Source organism: Balneola sp. (genome assembly GCA_003712055.1).
Classification (GTDB): domain Bacteria; phylum Bacteroidota; class Rhodothermia; order Balneolales; family Balneolaceae; genus RHLJ01.
Genome location: RHLJ01000002.1, coordinates 16,206 through 34,318, shown reverse-complemented (window position 1 = coordinate 34,318; position 18,113 = coordinate 16,206). Strand labels below are relative to the sequence as shown.

18 protein-coding genes and 1 tRNA gene are annotated in these 18,113 nt (G+C 40.6%); 12 read left to right on the top strand and 7 right to left on the bottom strand.

Translation table 11 applies throughout. The annotated features are described in order from the left end of the window. Nucleotides 1-12: 12 nt before the first annotated feature. From ED557_05110 to ED557_05100, 3 genes are read left to right on the top strand one after another with little or no spacing between them, the layout of a single operon-like run. On the top strand, nt 13-591 hold the full coding sequence (locus ED557_05110) for a hypothetical protein (GenBank protein ID RNC84370.1): 579 nt from the start codon (nt 13-15) through the stop codon (nt 589-591). Continuing rightward, a complete protein-coding gene (locus tag ED557_05105) occupies nt 584-946 on the top strand; it encodes a YraN family protein (protein RNC84369.1) in 363 nt (120 codons plus the stop codon). The genes ED557_05110 and ED557_05105 overlap by 8 nt, the downstream gene beginning before the upstream one ends. Nucleotides 947-988: 42 nt before the next feature. Next, nucleotides 989-1,732, top strand: coding sequence for a 1-acylglycerol-3-phosphate O-acyltransferase (locus tag ED557_05100; GenBank protein ID RNC84787.1), 744 nt, complete (start codon nt 989-991; stop codon nt 1,730-1,732). A 70-nt stretch (nt 1,733-1,802) separates the two neighbouring features. On the opposite strand, the gene egtD is transcribed toward ED557_05100, so the two are convergent. The 3 genes from egtD to ED557_05085 all read right to left on the bottom strand — a co-directional run bounded on the left by egtD (nt 1,803) and on the right by ED557_05085 (nt 4,368). Further along, complete coding sequence (gene egtD, locus ED557_05095) at nt 1,803-2,711, bottom strand: L-histidine N(alpha)-methyltransferase (GenBank protein RNC84368.1); 909 nt, start codon at nt 2,709-2,711, stop codon at nt 1,803-1,805. A gap of 38 nt (nt 2,712-2,749) precedes the next feature. Then, on the bottom strand, nt 2,750-4,027 hold the full coding sequence (locus ED557_05090) for an ergothioneine biosynthesis protein EgtB (GenBank protein ID RNC84367.1): 1,278 nt from the start codon (nt 4,025-4,027) through the stop codon (nt 2,750-2,752). An 89-nt stretch (nt 4,028-4,116) separates the two neighbouring features. Further along, nucleotides 4,117-4,368, bottom strand: a complete 252-nt coding sequence (locus ED557_05085) for a hypothetical protein (protein RNC84366.1) — start codon at nt 4,366-4,368, stop codon at nt 4,117-4,119. Between the two features lie 532 nt (nt 4,369-4,900). Here ED557_05085 and ED557_05080 point away from each other — a divergent pair. Both ED557_05080 and ED557_05075 read left to right on the top strand, forming a co-directional pair. Continuing rightward, entirely contained in the window at nt 4,901-5,431 is a 531-nt protein-coding gene (locus ED557_05080; GenBank protein RNC84365.1) for an N-acetyltransferase, read from the top strand. 105 nt (nt 5,432-5,536) lie between these two features. Beyond that, entirely contained in the window at nt 5,537-6,037 is a 501-nt protein-coding gene (locus ED557_05075; protein RNC84364.1) for a GNAT family N-acetyltransferase, read from the top strand. Between the two features lie 60 nt (nt 6,038-6,097). On the opposite strand, the gene ED557_05070 is transcribed toward ED557_05075, so the two are convergent. Continuing rightward, nucleotides 6,098-6,172 (bottom strand) — tRNA-Val (locus tag ED557_05070). Nucleotides 6,173-6,286: 114 nt separating this feature from the next. On the opposite strand from ED557_05070, the gene ED557_05065 reads away from it, so the two are divergent. The 4 genes from ED557_05065 (at nt 6,287) to ribB (ending at nt 11,407) form a co-directional block, all read left to right on the top strand. Next, entirely contained in the window at nt 6,287-7,597 is a 1,311-nt protein-coding gene (locus ED557_05065) for a thiolase family protein (GenBank protein RNC84363.1), read from the top strand. Further along, nucleotides 7,594-9,714: a fatty acid oxidation complex subunit alpha FadJ gene (locus ED557_05060; protein RNC84362.1), complete on the top strand. Its 2,121-nt coding sequence runs from the start codon at nt 7,594-7,596 to the stop codon at nt 9,712-9,714. The genes ED557_05065 and ED557_05060 overlap by 4 nt, the downstream gene beginning before the upstream one ends. Nucleotides 9,715-9,882: 168 nt before the next feature. Next, nucleotides 9,883-10,218 (top strand): preprotein translocase subunit YajC, encoded by a 336-nt coding sequence (gene yajC, locus ED557_05055; GenBank protein RNC84361.1) that lies wholly within the window; start codon nt 9,883-9,885, stop codon nt 10,216-10,218. Between the two features lie 61 nt (nt 10,219-10,279). Then, the gene (ribB, locus tag ED557_05050) at nt 10,280-11,407 is read left to right on the top strand and encodes a 3,4-dihydroxy-2-butanone-4-phosphate synthase (protein ID RNC84786.1); all 1,128 of its coding nucleotides are present in this window, start codon (nt 10,280-10,282) and stop codon (nt 11,405-11,407) included. A 2-nt stretch (nt 11,408-11,409) separates the two neighbouring features. Here the strand turns inward: ribB and ED557_05045 are convergent, their stop codons facing one another. The 3 genes from ED557_05045 to ED557_05035 are packed head-to-tail and all read right to left on the bottom strand — an operon-like array spanning nt 11,410 to nt 15,600. After that, on the bottom strand, nt 11,410-12,021 hold the full coding sequence (locus tag ED557_05045; protein ID RNC84360.1) for a signal peptidase II: 612 nt from the start codon (nt 12,019-12,021) through the stop codon (nt 11,410-11,412). A 10-nt stretch (nt 12,022-12,031) separates the two neighbouring features. After that, the gene (locus ED557_05040) at nt 12,032-12,430 is read right to left on the bottom strand and encodes a molecular chaperone DnaK (GenBank protein RNC84359.1); all 399 of its coding nucleotides are present in this window, start codon (nt 12,428-12,430) and stop codon (nt 12,032-12,034) included. A gap of 11 nt (nt 12,431-12,441) precedes the next feature. After that, complete coding sequence (locus tag ED557_05035; GenBank protein ID RNC84358.1) at nt 12,442-15,600, bottom strand: isoleucine--tRNA ligase; 3,159 nt, start codon at nt 15,598-15,600, stop codon at nt 12,442-12,444. 137 nt (nt 15,601-15,737) lie between these two features. Here ED557_05035 and ED557_05030 point away from each other — a divergent pair, with 137 nt between their 5' ends. Genes ED557_05030 through fabF form a run of 3 tightly spaced genes read left to right on the top strand, consistent with a single transcriptional unit; the run spans nt 15,738 to nt 18,112 of the window. Further along, nucleotides 15,738-16,250 carry a low molecular weight phosphotyrosine protein phosphatase gene (locus ED557_05030; protein ID RNC84357.1) on the top strand — a complete coding sequence of 171 codons (513 nt, stop codon included), beginning with the start codon at nt 15,738-15,740 and terminating at the stop codon, nt 16,248-16,250. A 46-nt stretch (nt 16,251-16,296) separates the two neighbouring features. After that, nucleotides 16,297-16,851: a TetR/AcrR family transcriptional regulator gene (locus tag ED557_05025; GenBank protein ID RNC84356.1), complete on the top strand. Its 555-nt coding sequence runs from the start codon at nt 16,297-16,299 to the stop codon at nt 16,849-16,851. A gap of 22 nt (nt 16,852-16,873) precedes the next feature. Next, a complete protein-coding gene (gene fabF, locus ED557_05020; GenBank protein ID RNC84355.1) occupies nt 16,874-18,112 on the top strand; it encodes a beta-ketoacyl-[acyl-carrier-protein] synthase II in 1,239 nt (412 codons plus the stop codon). Nucleotide 18,113: the final 1 nt, after the last annotated feature.

The window sequence follows — 18,113 nt, the reverse complement described above, 5'->3', positions numbered from 1 at the left end:
CAATTAAACCAGATGAATCCGGCTCATTCGCAATCTTACCAGAAAGCGCTTGATCAATTTGTTAAGCTTTGGGGAGACATGGCCTCTGCATGGGGGATCAACAAGACGATGTCTCAAATCCATGCTCTTCTATATGCCGAATCAAATCCGCTGGATACTGACACTATCATGGAGATACTGGACATCAGCCGTGGTAATGCAAATATGAACCTGCGCCGTCTTCTTGATTGGGAGCTCATTCACAAAGTTAAAGTTGAAGGAGATCGAAAAGACTATTACTCAGCCGAAACAGATGTTTGGAAAATTGTTTCAACCATAATCAGAGAACGGCAGCAACAAGAAATAGCACCCATTAGAGCAGAGCTTAAGGAATGCATTAAAACCCTTGAAGCAGGGGGACTCGAAGACCAGGAAAGCCAGGAATTCAAACAACGAATCGAAAACTATAACGACTTCCTCGAAATGTTTGAGCGCTTCACAAGTGCACTTCTTCCATATATCAACAAGAAAAACCTTGGCTTTTTGAAGCAGCTTGTCAAATTGGTGGAGGTTAAGGAGTCGATAAAAGAGAAAATAACTCCCAGTGACTGAAACTCATCGCCATATCGGAAATAAAGCAGAAGACCTGGCTTGTGAGTTTTTATTAACTAAGGGATGGGAAATTTTGGACCGGAATTATTACTCCGGGCATTCTGAAGTTGACATCATTGCTAAAGATGATTCCTTTATTGTATTTCTGGAAGTAAAAATGCGCTCATCCACAAAGTTTGGGTCTCCTTTGGAACACGTAACGGAAGCAAAAGTAGCCCACGTTTTCAAAGCGGCAGAAACATGGGTAATAGAAAATAATGCCCACGACTCCCCTCTTCGTTTTGATGTGATCAGTATTCTTAAAGAAGAAAATCTCCCTCCTTTAATTGAGCATATTCCGGATGCCTTTCGCTAAAAAAACTTGGCTTTTGTTCCTGATATCTCCACCTTCCTTTTAATGGGTAGATCTATTAGGCTTATTGAATACGTAAGGAGTATAGTCGGAATAATTTTCTTTACGTTACTTTTTATTCTTGTCATTCCAATCTCATTCATTCTTGTTTTATTTATGGGAGGAAGACTTGGAGATCTAGCTGTACAGCGTTTCGCTCCAGCTATTGCAATTCCTGTAATGAAAGTAATTGGGATACACTACAAGAGAAAGTATCATGGACCCAGATTTACCCAGCCTGCCATGTATATCATCAATCACAGCTCAACACTAGATATACTTACATTAATGGCACTTGGAATCCCAAAACTACGATATGTTGCTAAATGGGAACTTCAATATTTTCCAATATTCTTCATAATGGGGAAATTAACAGGTCAGGTTTTCATCAAACGCCAGAATAGTGAAAAGGCAGTTTCTACGCTTCAAAAGACATACAATCATCTAAAAAGGAATAATCGCTCCGTGATGATTGCTCCGGAAGGATCCCGAAAACATGAAGGAATAATTGGGCCTTTTAAAAAAGGAGCATTCAGAATGGCCATCGACCTGGGGTACCCAATTGTACCTATCTATTTTGAGGGGAATAACGAGTTAAGTATTGGAGGGTCCATCATGTCTAAAAGTGGAACCTTAACGACACACTTTCATCCATCTATTGATACCTCTAATTGGAGTATTGAAACGCTTGATGAGCATATAGAAGAAGTGAGGGATCTCTATCTAAAATGGGCTGGAGTTGAGGGGTAGGTTAAGGTTATTAGTTAATGGTTAATGGTTATTGGTTATTTCCTTATAACTAATAACCATTAACTAAATACTAGACAGGTTCGAGATACTGAACACTAAATAGATTATTCTGATCACTCCAAACCTTAACTACCTTAAACCAAGGGGAAACTAATTCCTCAAACTCCGATAGCGAGTACTTATGAGAGTTTTCAGTATGGATGAATTCTCCTTCCTCGAGAACAAAGCTATTTCCATTTACCTTTACACTATGCTGTTTGTTGGCATATAACCTCATCTCAATCCGCCCAGCCTCCTGATTCCAAACCGCTTTGTGATCATAAGCATCCAGATCAAAATCAGTTCCTATTTCTCTGTTCAGATGTTTGAGCATATTTTTATTGAACGCCGCTGTTACTTCTCTTGCGTCGTTGTATGCATCTTCCAGTACTTTAACATCTTTCTTGAGATCAACACCAATCAGCATCGCTCCGTCCTTTCCAAGAATATCAGCTATTACCTCAAAGAAACGTACTACAGTACCCTTTTTGAAATTTCCGATTGTTGACCCTGGAAAAAATACTACCCGCCTGGATGAATTATAAATATCAGGTACCTCAAAAGGATGGGTATAATCGACAGCAAGGGGTTGAATATCAATCCCTGGAAATTCTTCCCTCAACCCTTCAGCAACCTGACCTAAATAATCTCCTGAAATATCTATAGGGATATAGCAACAAATCGAATCCATTTTGGAGAGCAGAATTTTAGTTTTTTCACTGCTACCACTTCCTGGTTCAATCAACAGCACTTTATCTCCCAGCTCCGCAGAAATACTATCTACGTTTTCTTCCAGGATTAACCGCTCTGTTCTTGTTGGATAGTATTCTTCCAGTTCTGTAATCTCATCAAACAATCGTGATCCCTTCTCATCATAAAAATACTTGCTGGGCAGGGCTTTAGGTGTTTGATTCATTCCATGCATAACTTCTTTGAGCATGGTTTCTTTATTGGTCGCCATATTCCTTTTAATACTCCTTAACGTGCTAATCTTATCCCACTGAATTGCCATCGGGCATTGGTATGGAAAAAATTTCTATAGGTTTTTCGGATGTGTGATTTAGATGTAGCACATGAGCCTCCTCTGAGTACATACTGATTAGCCATGAATTTGCCATTATACTCACCCAAAGCTCCTGGGAGAGGTTTATAATTTGGGTAGGGTGAATAACTACTCATAGTCCATTCCCAAACATCTCCATACATCTGATTTAAACCGGTACCAGAACCTTCATTTGGCATCGGGTGAAAAGCTTTTTCATCAACAAAATTACCGGCAACTTCTAATCCATTGCAGGCATGCTCCCACTCTTGCTCGGTTGGCAAACGTACTCCTTTCCATCTAGCAAAAGCATCGGCTTCAAAATAGCTGATATGAGTTACCGGCTCACTCATGCTAACCTTCCTTGCTCCTGAAAGAGTGAATTGCATCCATTCCCCGTCTCTTTTAAACCAATATAGAGGGGCTTCCCAGTTTTCTTTTTTTAATGAAGACCATCCTTCGTCTAGCCAAAATGGTGACTTTTCATATCCACCATCTTCCATAAATTCGAGAAATTCTCCATTGGTAATCAACCGGTTCGCCAGTTCAAAATCCTGAACAAAAGTTCTGTGATGCGGGTGCTCATTATCATAAGTGAACTCATTTCCTTTATTACCGATTTCTACCAACCCCTCTTCAAATTCCGTCCATGTTAATTCGCCAACCAGTGTAGCTTCCGGAACTTCTCTTTCTCTATAAATTGGTAACAATGGGTTTTGAGCAAGCAAGTATTTCAAATCTGTAAGAATAAGCTCCTGATGCTGCTGCTCATGATGATTCCCGATTTCAATGATTGGTGCTACCAGTGACCAGGTTTCTTCATCACACTGATCAATGAAAGATTCCATTTGTTCATTTACATAAGCTCGGTATTCAAATACCTCTTTTACCGTTGGCCGGGAAAGTAAACCACGGTTGGCTCTTGTAAAGGGAACTCCGGTTTGTAAATAATATGAGTTAAAGAAATAAGCGTACTGAGGATGAAGGCTTTCAAAACCGGCTTTATACTTACCCAAAACAAAGGTTTCATAAAACCAACTGGTATGAGCAAGGTGCCATTTTGTAGGACTTGCATTTTCCATCGATTGAATAACAAAATCTTCCGGCTCAAGCGGGTCTGTGATGAAATGAGAAAAAGCCCTAATTGCTTTGAATTGCTCAAGTACGTGCTCTTTAACTAATCGTTGGGGAAGGTCTATTTCGGTAACACTCATGTTCGATTATTTTTTTTGAATGTACCGAATGACTTGGAAAGGGGAAATCCTATTTACAACAAATTAATCCCTCTTGCACCTATTCCAGTTTATTTATCGCGATAGTAATAAATCTTTTTATTTACCGCGTCCTTCTTACTTCTAACACTGTAATTTTTTTGCCTGCAAAACTGATACACGGCTGTTCTCATCGAATTAAGATCTTTATCAGAAGTGAAGGATACCTCAACTGCCTGACCTCCGGGCTTTAATTTTTCTATAGCCTCAAATAAGGGACGAAATTTTGATGATCTTTTTTTGGAGGATTTTACAACTGAGCGCTTAACAAATTTTATTTCCATTTATATATCTACTCTTAAATATTACTACAATAATTATATATAAATAATAACATATTATTTTAAATAATAAATAGTGTTTTTATTTAATGATATTAATATTTATCAAAAGCAATAGTTTTATATTCATTTTTGAACAGTATTTTTCTTTATAATTCTGAGACTTTGTCTCTATGAAATATTCACTATTTCTCTGTTTCTTTTTCTTTTCATGGCATGCTCTGAAAGCAATGAGCAAATTAATCCGATATTACTTCTTAGTGAAACTAAGCCGAGCCTAGAACCAACTGTCTTTGCTCCGGATTTCATTTCCCTTTCTGATCGATATGAGTTATGCCCATATGTTACTCCAGACAGCAAGTACTTTATATACACTAGTAATAAAGAACTTTATTGGGTGAGTACTGAGATTTTCGAACAATACAGATAGGTGTAGAACTTCTGGGCATACTAACATTCAATTTAATTGTCACAAATCTCTTTCTGGGTTCTCCTTGATCAATAACATCAGCAGAATACGAAAGGGCTACGGTACATGGATTTAATCATACGACAGGAAGAACCTGCGGACTATACGGCAGTTTTTGAGCTTATAGAACAGGCATTTGCAACAGAGGAGTTAAGCGATCACCAGGAGCAATTCCTTGTTGAGCGATTAAGGCATTCAGCGGCTTTTATTCCTGAACTTTCATTGGTCGCAGAAATTGGCTCAACCATAGTTGGACATATCTTATTAACCAGGATATTTATAAAAAGTACTCAACGAACCTATAAATCATTAGCTCTGGCTCCTGTTTCAGTATTACCTGAATACCAGAGAAAGGGAATTGGAGGATCTCTTATACAGTATGCACATTCTGGAGCCAAAGAATTAGGCTATCAATCTGTCATTCTGCTGGGCCATGAAAATTATTATCCAAGGTTTGGATACCAGCAAGCTCACACTTTTGGAATTGTACTCCCGTTCGAAGCTCCCAAAGAAAATTGTATGGCTATTCCCCTTACTGAGAACGGATTGAAAGGAGTAAGCGGAACCGTTGTATATCCAAAAGAATTTATGGTGTAAGTTCTAATCCATTCTTTTCTAGTTATTCCGTATTCCGATGCGGGATGACAAAAGAGATTCAACTTTTCCTGAGGCTTCATACTTTGATTAAAAATTGATCCAACTATGCCCGAAATCAAAGAAGTGCTCTCTAGCGAATTAAAAGCCTATAAAATCCTTGTTCGAAAAGGATTTGTGGAGGCAGAAGACAGTTTCAGAATTACCCCGGAGGACGACAAACCTGAAGGGTTTCCCACCAAAAATACTAAGGATAGTTTTACGATTGGAGCTTACGATGGAGACCAGCTTATTGGTGTAGCCAGTTTTAGGAGAGAAGGAGAAAATCGAAGAAAACTAAGGCATAAGGGTCTCCTCTTTCGAATTTATGTTGATCCCAATTACCGCAAGCAAGGGTTGGCTGGCCAGATGATCCAGGAAATCATTGATCGAGTAAAGCTCCTTGAGGATATTGAACAAATAAATCTTACGGTTATCCCTACTAATGCTCATGCAAAGAAACTTTATGAGAAGTTTGGTTTTGTTACCTATGGATCAGAAAAAAAGGCTATTAAGTGGAAGAGCCGCTACTTTGATGAAGATCAAATGCAGTTGATGTTGAGAAGATGATTTGGGTTTTCCTAAACAACAAAGGCTTCTCAAAAAACATTTAAGAAGCCTTTGTTAATGTGGGCGATGAGGGACTCGAACCCCCGACCCCCTCGGTGTAAACGAGGTGCTCTAAACCAACTGAGCTAATCGCCCTTAAGAAGGGCGACAAATATACCACTATTTCAACTTGAGACAAAGAAATTTACATTCAATTGTTGATTATTTAGTTAACACTGTTAACTTCCCCTGAACTATACCCTGAACACCATGGTCAAAACAAATCAATATCCATTTACTCCTGTTTTTGTTGATGGAGCCCGAATCCCTTTTTTAAAGTCTAGTACAGACTATAATGACCTATTAGCTTACGACCTGGGAAGAATGGCTATAACCGGATTATTAGCAAGAAACCCTATTGATCCAGCTTCCATCGACAGGGTCATTATGGGCACTGTGATCCAGGAAGTAAAAACGAGTAATGTAGCTAGGGAAAGTGCGTTAGGAGCCGGGATTCCTAATACCGTCCCAGCATTTACTGCTTCAATGGCATGTATCTCCTCTAACCAGGCAATTACCAGCGGTGTTGATTTAATCCGATCAGGACAGGCAAAGATTGTATTAGCTTCCGGAACTGAAACCATGTCGGATATTCCAGTTCGATTTAAAAAGAAATTCCGGCAAAAAGTATTGGAAGCCAGAAAGTATAAATCTCCTGTAGAGTTCCTGAAATTCTTAAAAGGGTTAAGGTTCAAAGATTTAATGCCTGAACTCCCTGCTATCGCTGAATTTTCGACAGGAGAAACGATGGGGCAAAGTGCTGACCGAATGGCTGCACGATTTGGAGTAAGTAGAAATGATCAGGACGAATATGCGATGCGCTCCCATCACCTGGCAGCCAAAGCTACTGAAACAGGATTTCTAGATGATGAACTTATCCCTGCTAAAATATCTCCAAAGTTTAATGTGGTATCTCATGACAATGGTTTCAGAGGGGATACATCGATGGAGAAACTTGCTAAACTCAGACCTGCATTTATTAAACCGCATGGCACTATTACAGCAGGCAATGCTTCTTTCCTTACCGATGGAGCATCGGCATGTTTTATTATGGAGGAACAAACCGCACTTTCAATGGGAATTACTCCAAAAGCCTATTTAAGAGAATACAATTTTGTGTCTCAAGACCCGGGTGAGGAGTTATTGTTGGGGCCAGCCTATGCCATTCCAAAAGCTTTAGACGCTATGGAAATGAGCCTGGATGATATTGATGTATTCGAAATCCATGAAGCTTTTGCCGGACAGGTTTTATCGGTGCTGAATGCACTTGAATCTAAAAATTTTAACGAGTCTTCTCTAAGAAGGGACAACACAATCGGGCGAATCCCTATGGATAAACTCAACACTATGGGAGGCTCACTTTCTTTAGGGCATCCATTTGGAGCCACTGGGGCTCGTCTGGTTACTACTGCTGTGAATCGTTTGCATAGGGAAGATGGTAAATACGCCATGGTTTCTGCTTGCGCCGCTGGTGGACAGGGTCATGCTATGATCATTGAGAAGTATGAGGCTGGCCAATGAGCTATTTAACGATTACTCATAAAAACTCCGTCGCTGTTCTTAGCCTGGACAAACCAGGGGAAAAGGTCAATACGCTTGACGAATCCATGATGGAGCAATTCGATGTTTTTTTGGATGAGCTTCATCAAAATGACGAATTAAATGGCGCTGTCCTCATAAGTGGTAAAGAGAACAATTTCATTGCTGGAGCAGACATTGAGATGTTTAAAGTCCGAGATACCGCAGAAGCCATGCAGCAACTCAGCACGGATGGAAATGCTATTTTAAATAAGATTACTGCTTCTAAAAAACCTTTCGTTGTCGCTATTCATGGAAGCTGTATGGGAGGTGGACTTGAGCTATCTCTAGCCTGCCATTACCGAATTGCTACCAACCATCCCAAAACTGTACTGGCTCTCCCGGAAGTTAAACTTGGAGTTATTCCAGGTACCGGAGGAACACAACGACTACCTAGAACCATCGGTATTCAAAAAGCTCTTGGGTATATGCTAACAGGGGGGAATATCTATGCCAGAACGGCCAAAAGAATTGGCCTGGTAGATGAGCTCACCCATAAAGATGCTCTTGAAGAAGCTGCAATCAAAGCTGTTCATAAAATTTCTGAAGCAGGAGGCGCTGTTAACCGAAAAGATCGGAGATCGTTTGTAGAGAAAGTATTGGAGAGCAATCCCATTGGCCGGAACATCATCTTCTCTCAAGCAAGGAAGAAAACCCTGGCACAAACAAAGGGTAATTACCCTGCTCCTTTACTCATTATTGATTCTGTCAAATATGGCTACCAAAAAGGACTGGAAAAGGGATTAGAAAATGAAGCCCGATTATTTGGCGAAGCTGGAGCAACCTTCGAGTCCAAAGCTTTAGTCAATCTTTTCTTTGCAATGACTGATGCAAAAAAGAATCCACTGGAAGGAAAACAGGTGCCCATTAAAACGATTGGTGTATTAGGAGCCGGACTTATGGGCTCCGGGGTTGCAGATGTAAGTGTGAATAAAGGTGGCTATTCCGTCTTATTGAAAGATCAAACTCCTGAAGCTGCTGCTAAAGGAGAAAAAGTGATTTGGGATGGCCTAAATAAAAAAGCTTCAAAGAGAATCATTACTCGTTTTGAACGAGATCAAATTGCAAGCCGAGTAACCGGAACCGATTCTTATAACGTATTTGGAAAAGCTGATCTGGTTATTGAAGCAGTATTCGAAGATCTAGATCTCAAAAGAAGAATTGTTGCTGAAGTAGAGGCAATCACTTCTGACAGATGCATCTTTGCTACCAATACCTCCTCACTGCCTATTGTGGATATTGCAGAAGGAGCAAAACGACCCGAGAATATTATTGGAATGCATTACTTCTCACCGGTTCAGAAAATGCCTTTGCTTGAGATCATTATTACTCCCCAAACCGCAGACTGGGTAACTGCTACTGCCTATGAGGTTGGAGTTAAGCAGGGTAAAACAGTTATTGTAGTCAATGACGGACCCGGATTTTACACCACCAGAATTTTGGCACCTTATATGAACGAGGCCTTGCTCTTGCTTGAAGAAGGAGCTTCTATTGAATTCCTGGATAAAGTAATGAAGAAATTTGGCTACCCGGTAGGACCAATGGCTTTACTCGACGAGGTAGGGTTTGATGTAGGTGCCCACGTAGGTGAAACCATGTCCCCGGTTTTTAATGCGCGGGGAGGAAAATCATCCACAAAAGCCAAAGAGCTTATGGATGCCGGGTTCCTTGGCCGCAAAAATAAAAAGGGCTTGTACAACTATGACGGAAAGAAGAAATCTCCCAATTCCGATATCTATTCCTTTTTTGGAGGAAGCTCGAGAAATAATATAGATGCTGAAACAGCTCAACTCCGTATGGCTTTAATGATGGTGAATGAAGCTGCTTATTGTTTACAAGAAGAAATTCTCAAATCTCCTACCGATGGCGATTTAGGCGCCATCCTTGGATTGGGCTTCCCTCCTTTCACTGGTGGACCTTTCAGATATATCGATCAATTGGGAGCACAACAGGTTGTTGACCACTTGAATGGTTTCGCGGAGAAATTCGGACCAAGATTCAAACCTGCTCCGATTTTAGAAGATTATATCAAGAATGGAAAGAGATTTCATCATTCCTGAACTGGGTTAGAGGCATTGCTTCTATCAGACACTTTCAGGAGCATAAAAAATGTCTTAGCTAATAATGAGGAACTAGAAGGGGAGTCTTAATTCAACAATTCTTAATTGATCATTGAATTATTCCCTATCTTCCGAGGCTAAATAAACACCACATAATTACGGCTACATATGCATACACTAGCATTTCTATTCATGGGAAACCCTAACGATCCAAATAGTGGATTCATCAACCTGGTTTTTCTTGGGGGTATTTTCCTGGTATTCTATTTCTTCATCATTCGCCCACAAAGTCAGCGTCAGAAAGAAATTCAACGTAAAGTTTCTGAAATGAAAAAGGGAGATAAAGTGGTTACATCTTCCGGTATCATTGGTGTGCTAAATGCAATCGAAGACGATTCTGTATTAGTAGAAGTAGGAAGTAACGTCAAAATCCGCTTCCTGAAAAATGCGATTACTGATGTAAATCCAAATAAACCGGAAAAGAAAGAAAAGGGTAGCAAGTAAATTGGACAATATTCGCTTCCATACCATTCCCGAAGCCATTGAGGATATCAAGGCTGGCAAAATGATCATCGTTGTTGACGATGAGGACAGGGAAAATGAAGGTGATTTTTTAATGGCTGGAGAGATGGCTACTACCCAAGCCATAAACTTTATGGTTACTCATGGTCGAGGCCTGGTTTGTGTCCCCGTCACTAAAAAAGTAGCAGAGAAGTTCCGCCTTAATAATATGGTTGTTGAAGGGGCTGATCCTGATGAAGCGAATTTCACAATTTCTATCGATCATAAACGACTTACTACCACCGGAATTTCTGCCGCTGATCGCGCCAATACCATACTGGAACTAACAAAAGAAGATTCTAAACCCGGAGATTTTCGAAGGCCAGGACATATTTTCCCTCTTATAGGAGCAGAGGGCGGTGTACTGCGAAGAGCTGGTCATACCGAAGCAGCTTTGGATTTGGCCAGGTTAGCCGGACTTCAACCCGTAGGCGTAATTTGTGAGATTATGCTTGAAAATGGGGAAATGGCCCGGGTTCCTGATCTAGCAAAGATGGCGAAAGAATTTGATATGAAGTTCGTCACCATCAAAGATTTGATTGCCTATCGGAATGAAAATGAGAGCCTGGTAAAAGAAGTGATGGAGGTAAATATGCCTACCATGTATGGCGACTTCACCCTTCACGCTTTTGAAGAAACACTTACTGGAGATATCCATCTTGCTTTAACAAAAGGAAGCTGGACAAAAGACGAGCCTGTACTAACCCGTGTTCACTCCTCCGATTTGATTGGTGATATTTTTGGAGCCAGAAATGCTGATACTAGTGAACTCCTACATCAGGCAATGCTGCAAGTTGAGCGAATGGGAACGGGTATTGTGCTCTATATGAACCGTAACCAGCGAGGTTCTGTGTTGGTTAATCAACTTAGAACTCTGAAGGCTATGCAGGATGGGAAACTTCCTCGTCAACAAGAGGAAATTAACAATAATCCCAAAAAGGGAGACTCCAAAGACTACGGAGTAGGTGCCCAGATACTACGTTCATTAGGGGTTCGCAAATTACAGCTGCTCACGAATAATCCTGTAAAACGGATTGGTATAAAAAGCTTCGGTCTGGAAATTGTGGACCAGATCACTTTTGAAGATGATCTGGATATTTTTAGTCCTAATAAGACTTCTTTGGAAAAATAAAGCTATTTCTCTTCTAGTGGCTTCTCTTCTACCACTGGAGCCTGAGTTTCTTCAACAGTAGATTCTTCTTCTGAAACAGGTTCTTCCAAAACCTCTTCTTCATGATGCGGCATTAGCTGCTTATTGAAGACCAGAAGCGTGATAATGGAAACAGAGATGGCTACGTCAGCCATATTAAAGATGTAAGGGAATACTGGCCAATCATTGATTTCGAGGTTAAAGTGGATGAAATCTACCACGTGTCCATCAAGCAAGCCCCCGTACCCCTCAATAAAACCCATCGTTAATCGGTCTGTTATATTCCCTAATGCGCCTCCAATAACCAGTCCCATAAAAATCAGGTATTTTACAGGCGATTTGTCCATGGTATACAATAGGTATGATAGGATTCCAATTGTTGCCAGAATGGAAATAGAGCTTACAACTGGTGTCGAAAAAATATCAATGCCCATTGCCATACCATCGTTTTGGGTATAGTAAAAAGCCAGCCAGCCATCGATTACATCATAGCGGTGCAACTCCGGAGTAGTGCGTATGATCCACTTTGTAAGCTGATCAATCGCTATTACTAAAACTGCCGGAACAAATAAAGCAGCAAGTTTTTTGGGTGTCAAATTCTGGGGGTTAGCGGCGTTTTAATTTCGCTTCGATACTTAACTGGGTATGAGGTACAGCTTCAAGTCTCCCTTTAGAGATTTTCTTACCAGTCACTTTACAAACCCCATAGGTTTTATTATCGATCCTTTTTAGAGCGTCGTCCAGATACTTTACAAACTTTTTGGTTCGATTGAATAGCATGTATGTCTTTTCCCGCTCCTGAGCATCAGTACCGGCATCAGCCATATGAAATGAATAAGCGGATTCATCAGAAGAGTTTTCCATACTTTCTCTCAAAGTACGCTGCAATGTTTGCAGCTCTTCATCAGCGTCTGCTCTCTTCTTCAAGATGATCTGCTTGAAGTATTCAAGTTCTTTATCGTTATAGGGGGATATTCTTTCAGTTTGTTCCGCTTTATTAGCCATGTCGTTATCTATTAAGAATTAACCGTTCTTCTAATCGAAATGGTGCAATCACTGTCACCAATTTCCCAAATTTTTGTGAAGTCTGCCACTTTTAGGTCTTCAAGTTGTAGCTCTTCAGCTAAAATTTCCTGCTTAATGTATTCGCTCATCGAAACTACTGCCTCTTTTAGCTCATCTTTAGCATCAATTCCAACTGCAATTCGATCCGTTACTTCAAAGTCAGCTTCCTTGCGCATATTTTGAACACGATTCACAAATTCACGTGCAATGCCTTCCTGAACGAGTTCAACCGTCATTTCCGTATCCACGGCCACACTTAAACCCCGCTCGGTTTCCACCTTCCATCCTTCAAGACCTGTCCGAATAATATCAAGACCTTCTCCGTCAATACGAATTGTTTCATTCTCCAAGTCAATATCAATAAACCCTTCTTTTTCAAATAGGGTGATTTCCTCGGTTGATAGCTGTGACACCCTCGATGCCACTGCTTTCATTTTTGGCCCAAGACGCTTACCCAAGACAGGGTAATTAGGCTTCGCACTTTTATGAACGATGCCAGAATCATCATCAACAAACTGAATGTCTTTTACATTAACCTCTTCGAGAATAATATCCTTCACTGAAAGTATTGCATGACGCTCCACCTCATCTTTAATTGGAAGAATAATTCTTGCTAAAGGCTGTCTTACATTCACCTCAATTTGATTTCTAATTCTTAGTACAATAGAAGAAATCAACCGAGCCATATCCATTTTATGTTCGAGGTTTTTGAAAATGGCTGTTTCTTCCACTGTGGGAAAAAATGACAAATGAACCGATTCTTCATCCAGTTTCGAAACCTCATTCAGCCTTTGATACAACCACTCACCCATGAACGGAGCAATAGGACTAATTAATTGGCTGATTGTTTTTAAACATTCATATAAGGTTTGATACGCAGCTGTTTTATCCAGCGTAGTTCCGGACTTCCAGAACCGCCTTCGATTTCTTCGCACATACCAGTTACTCAGCTCTTCCACAAAGGTTTCCATTTCACGGGCAGCCTTGGTAGGCTCATAATCTTCAAAGAACTCTTCTACCTTTTTAATAACAGTGTTCAGGCGAGAGATCACCCACTGATCAATTTCAGGCCGATCCGGAATAGGAATTTGATTGCCCGAGTAATTAAATCCATCAATATTGGCATACAAAGCAAAGAATGAATAGGTATTCACTAGTGTACCAAAAAATTTTCGCTGAACCTCTTCCAAGCCGGAGATACTGAATTTCAAATTGTCCCAGGGAGATGAATTACTCATCATATACCATCGAACAGAATCAGCCCCATACTTTTCAATCACTTCGAAAGGATCTACCGTATTCCCTTTCGATTTACTCATTTTCTCGCCTTTTTCATCAAGCACAAGACCGTTGGAAACTACATTTTTAAAGGCGACCTCATTAAATAGCATAGTTCCTAGTGCATGCAAGGTATAAAACCATCCACGCGTTTGATCGACACCCTCAGCAATAAAATCTGCAGGGTAGTTATAGCTGAATTCATGGTCATTATCATAAGGATAATGCCACTGGGCAAAAGGCATTGAGCCAGAATCGAACCACACATCCAAAAGGTCCGGAACTCTCCGCATGGTACCTCCATCAGGGGCTGGCCATGTAATTTCATCGATGTACGGGCGATGTAAATCCAGTTCCTTGTCTTCCGGAATACCTGCTTTTTCTCGCAGCATCCTCATATTGGAGATACATTCCACATACTCAGGATTTTTGTCACTTTGCCAAATAGGGATAGGAGTTCCCCAGTAGCGCTGTCGGGAAATTGCCCAGTCCACGTTATTTTCCAACCAGGTACCAAAACGTCCTGTACCTGTGTTTTCAGGCTTCCAGTTTATGGTCTTATTTAGTTCCACCATCCTTTTCTTCACATCTGTGGTTTTGATGAACCAAGATTCAACTGGATAACTCATCAACGGTGTACCCTTTCTCCAATCGAATGGGTAGTTGTGGAGATACGTTTCGTGACGGAACATCAACCCTTTTTCTTTGATGGCTCTTGCAATTTCCTTATCAGCATCTTTGAACCATTGACCTTCAAAATCCGGTACTAACTCGGTAAACCTTCCCTCCCTGTCAATGGGATTGAACATAGGAATTCCTGCCTTTTGGCATGAATCGTAATCATCAGCACCATAAGCAGGTGCAGTATGTACTACTCCGGTCCCGTCGTCAATCGTAACATAATCAGCGGGAATTACTTTCCAGGCTTCAGAAGGGTCAATATCTTTTTGCGCATAATCAAAAATAGGGTCATAGGTGCGACCTAATAAATTAAAACCACTTATATCTTCAATGTGTATAAATTCTTCCCCGAATACTCTTTCAACACACCCTTTTGCTACAATGTAGTTCTCACCATTATGGCCCACTTTTGCATACTCCAAATTTGGATTGATAGTGAGTGCCATATTAGAAATCGTCGTCCAGGGCGTAGTAGTCCACGCGAGGAAGTAGGTATTATCTTCCCCGCTTGCCTTAAACTTCACATAAATAGATGGATCCTGAGCTTCTTTGTATCCTAAGCTAACTTCGTGAGATGAAAGTACCGTACCACTCCCAGGAGAATACCACTGGATCTTGTAGCCTTTATAAATCAGACCTTTATCAAATAATTTAGATAATGCCCACCAAACCGATTCGATATATTCATTTTCGAAAGTGATATATGGATTCTCCTGATCCACCCAATACCCCATTCTTGAAGTAAGATCATCCCAAAGATCTTTGTACTTCAATACACTTTCTCGGCATTTGGCATTGTATTCCGCAATTCCGTATTCCTCTACCTGAGAACGACCTTCCAAACCAAGCTCTTTCTCTACCTCAATTTCAACGGGGAGTCCATGAGTATCCCAACCAGCTTTTCGCTCAACTTTAAATCCCTTAAGCGTCTTGTACCTGCAAAAAAGATCTTTAACCGTTCTTCCCATTACATGGTGAATACCTGGCTTACCATTTGCAGTAGGTGGGCCTTCAAAAAAAGTAAAAGGAATTCCATCCTCCCGGCTCTCCAGACTTTTTCTAAAAATCAGGTGCTCGCTCCACCACTTCTGAATCTCAACCTCAGCTTGAGAATAATTCAGTTGTTTTATTTCCTTAAATTTTTTGGTCATAGAGTGCTTTTTTCAAGCGAATCATTGTAAGCCCCAAATATAGGAAAACTTCAAGAAAAGCTTGTGCTCTCAAATTTTAAAAAAATGCTTGTTACCTTAGGCCCCACAGTTCAAATTCTCTTTTAGAATTACAATTTATGAGTTCATACCTGCGACCAATTACTAAAGAAAACCCCTACAAAATTTGTTTTGTATGCCTTGGAAATATATGCCGAAGCCCTACTGCGGAAGGTATTTTCATCCACAAAGTTAAAGAAGCAGGACTTGAGCTCTATTTTTATATCGACTCTGCTGGTACTGCAGCCTACCATACCGGAGAAAGAGCCGATTCAAGAAGCAGGGCTACTGCAGCAGACCATGGAGTAAACCTTCCTTCTATTGCCAGAAGGTTTGAATACACAGACCTCGAAGAATTTGATTTAATCCTGGCTATGGACTCTTCTAATCTCAGAAACATTAAAGAGTTGGATAGAAGGAATCGGTTCACCGAAAAAGTGTTTCTAATGAGAGATTTTGATCCTGAACCAGGAAATAAGGAAGTACCCGATCCTTATTATGGAGGCTCACAGGGATTCGAAAATGTGTTTCAAATTTTAGAACGAAGTAGTATCGCTCTGCTTAATGAATTGAAAGCAGAAATCAAGGATTGAATACTTATTAGTTAATAAGTATCTTCTTACCGATTAATAAGTAGATATGCGCTCAACAAAGGAAACCATCGTTCAGCTTGGAGATGAATTAATACGAAGTAAAGGATACAATGCCTTTAGCTATGCAGATATTTCCAAACAATTAAATGTGAAGAATGCAGCCATCCACTATCACTTCCCTGCTAAAACGGATTTGGCTGAGGCTGTTGTAGAATGGCATGAAGACAGCTTCCAACGGTTCACTGAAAAAGCAGCCCCACGAGGTGCTTCTGATCAAATTAAAATGTTTTTGAACTTCTACGCTTCTATACAGGTTAGTGGAAAACTATGTGTAATTGGGACTTTTGCCACCGATTGGAACTCCATGGATGAGCAAATACAGCAACGAGTCACTAACTTCACAAATGGAGTACTCGAATGGATTACAAATACCCTTGATACAGGCAGAGAGGAAGGGTCACTTTCCTTCAATGCTCCAGCAAAAATTGAAGCGCTAAAAATCCTAACCAACATGTGTGCAGGAACTCAGCTTGCCAGAGTAACTGGAAGCAATGATTTCACTGCGATAAAAAATTCTATCCTGAAAGAAATAATCAATTAAACTTACCTACTAATAAGTATTTATGAAACGAGTTGTTATCACAGGTCTCGGAGCTGTTACTCCGATCGGAAATAATGTAAACGATTACTGGGAAGCGTTAAAAAGCGGGAAAAGTGGTGCCGGACCTATTACAAAATGGGATGCCTCAAAATTTAAAACCCGGTTCGCCTGCGAGTTAAAGGATTTTGACCCGCAGGAATTCCTGCATAGAAATGAAGTCCGAAAAAATGACCCTTATGTAGTTTACGCACTAACTGCTGCACAGCAAGCTATTAATGAATCCGGACTTAATTTCGAAGAAATGGATCGCACCCGTTTGGGAGTTATTTGGGGAACCGGTGTTGGGGGCTTCGATTCTTTTGAAAATGAAGTCATAGATTATGCCCGGGGAAGTGGAGAGCCTCGCTTTAATCCTTATTTCATTGTTAAGACCATCCCTAACATGGCCTCTGGGATTATTTCTATCAAGCATGGCTTGATGGGGATCAATCAAACGGTTATTTCTGCTTGTGCTACTTCGAATTCAGCAATGATGGATGCTTTTAATTACATCCGTTTAGGAAAAGCAGACGTAATTGTATCCGGTGGTTCTGAAGCCGCTATTACCCAGGCTGCGATGGGCGGATTTTCTATAATGCGTGCACTTTCTTCCAGAAATGATGATCCACAAGCTGCATCCAGACCATTTGATGTAGATCGCGATGGATTTGTAATGGGTGAAGGAGCCGGTGCATTAATTCTTGAAGATTACGATCATGCAGTGAAAAGAGGAGCACCAATTATTGCTGAGGTACTAGGTGCTGCAAGTACAGCCGATGCCTATCATCTCTCTGCCACTCACCCTGAAGGATTAGGTGCAAAAACAGCGATGAAACTTGCCCTTGAAGAGGCGGGTATTTCGATTTCTGATGTAGGCTATATAAATGCTCATGCTACCTCAACCCCGGTTGGAGATGTTAGTGAACTGAAAGCGATTAAGGCTGTAATTGGAGATAGTGGAGCAAAACCAAAAATTAGTTCTACCAAGTCTATGACTGGTCACCTTCTCGGTGCTGCTGGTGCAGCCGAAGCTATTGCCAGTATAAAAGCCATTCAGCATAGTATTATCCCTCCTACCATTAATGTGGATAATATGGATCCTGAAACAGAAGGGCTTGATATCGTTACTGGAGAACCAGTAGAAGCGGAAGTAAATTACGCCATGAGCAATACTTTCGGTTTTGGTGGACATAATGCCATTGTAGTATTTGGAAAAGTGTAAG

What these genes read in the sequence shown, in the direction of transcription:
- egtD (RNC84368.1), bottom strand. Translation starts at nt 2,711, where the DNA reads ATGCTCAAAGAAGTTATGCATGGAATGAATCAAACACCTAAAGCCCTG.
- ED557_05100 (RNC84787.1), top strand. Translation starts at nt 989, where the DNA reads ATGGGTAGATCTATTAGGCTTATTGAATACGTAAGGAGTATAGTCGGA.
- ED557_05085 (RNC84366.1), bottom strand. Translation starts at nt 4,368, where the DNA reads ATGGAAATAAAATTTGTTAAGCGCTCAGTTGTAAAATCCTCCAAAAAA.
- ribB (RNC84786.1), top strand. Translation starts at nt 10,280, where the DNA reads ATGATCATCGTTGTTGACGATGAGGACAGGGAAAATGAAGGTGATTTT.
- ED557_05025 (RNC84356.1), top strand. Translation starts at nt 16,297, where the DNA reads ATGCGCTCAACAAAGGAAACCATCGTTCAGCTTGGAGATGAATTAATA.
- ED557_05075 (RNC84364.1), top strand. Translation starts at nt 5,537, where the DNA reads ATGCCCGAAATCAAAGAAGTGCTCTCTAGCGAATTAAAAGCCTATAAA.
- ED557_05110 (RNC84370.1), top strand. Translation starts at nt 13, where the DNA reads ATGAATCCGGCTCATTCGCAATCTTACCAGAAAGCGCTTGATCAATTT.
- ED557_05060 (RNC84362.1), top strand. Translation starts at nt 7,594, where the DNA reads ATGAGCTATTTAACGATTACTCATAAAAACTCCGTCGCTGTTCTTAGC.
- ED557_05035 (RNC84358.1), bottom strand. Translation starts at nt 15,600, where the DNA reads ATGACCAAAAAATTTAAGGAAATAAAACAACTGAATTATTCTCAAGCT.
- ED557_05040 (RNC84359.1), bottom strand. Translation starts at nt 12,430, where the DNA reads ATGGCTAATAAAGCGGAACAAACTGAAAGAATATCCCCCTATAACGAT.
- fabF (RNC84355.1), top strand. Translation starts at nt 16,874, where the DNA reads ATGAAACGAGTTGTTATCACAGGTCTCGGAGCTGTTACTCCGATCGGA.
- ED557_05080 (RNC84365.1), top strand. Translation starts at nt 4,901, where the DNA reads ATGGATTTAATCATACGACAGGAAGAACCTGCGGACTATACGGCAGTT.
- yajC (RNC84361.1), top strand. Translation starts at nt 9,883, where the DNA reads ATGCATACACTAGCATTTCTATTCATGGGAAACCCTAACGATCCAAAT.
- ED557_05030 (RNC84357.1), top strand. Translation starts at nt 15,738, where the DNA reads ATGAGTTCATACCTGCGACCAATTACTAAAGAAAACCCCTACAAAATT.
- ED557_05065 (RNC84363.1), top strand. Translation starts at nt 6,287, where the DNA reads ATGGTCAAAACAAATCAATATCCATTTACTCCTGTTTTTGTTGATGGA.
- ED557_05090 (RNC84367.1), bottom strand. Translation starts at nt 4,027, where the DNA reads ATGAGTGTTACCGAAATAGACCTTCCCCAACGATTAGTTAAAGAGCAC.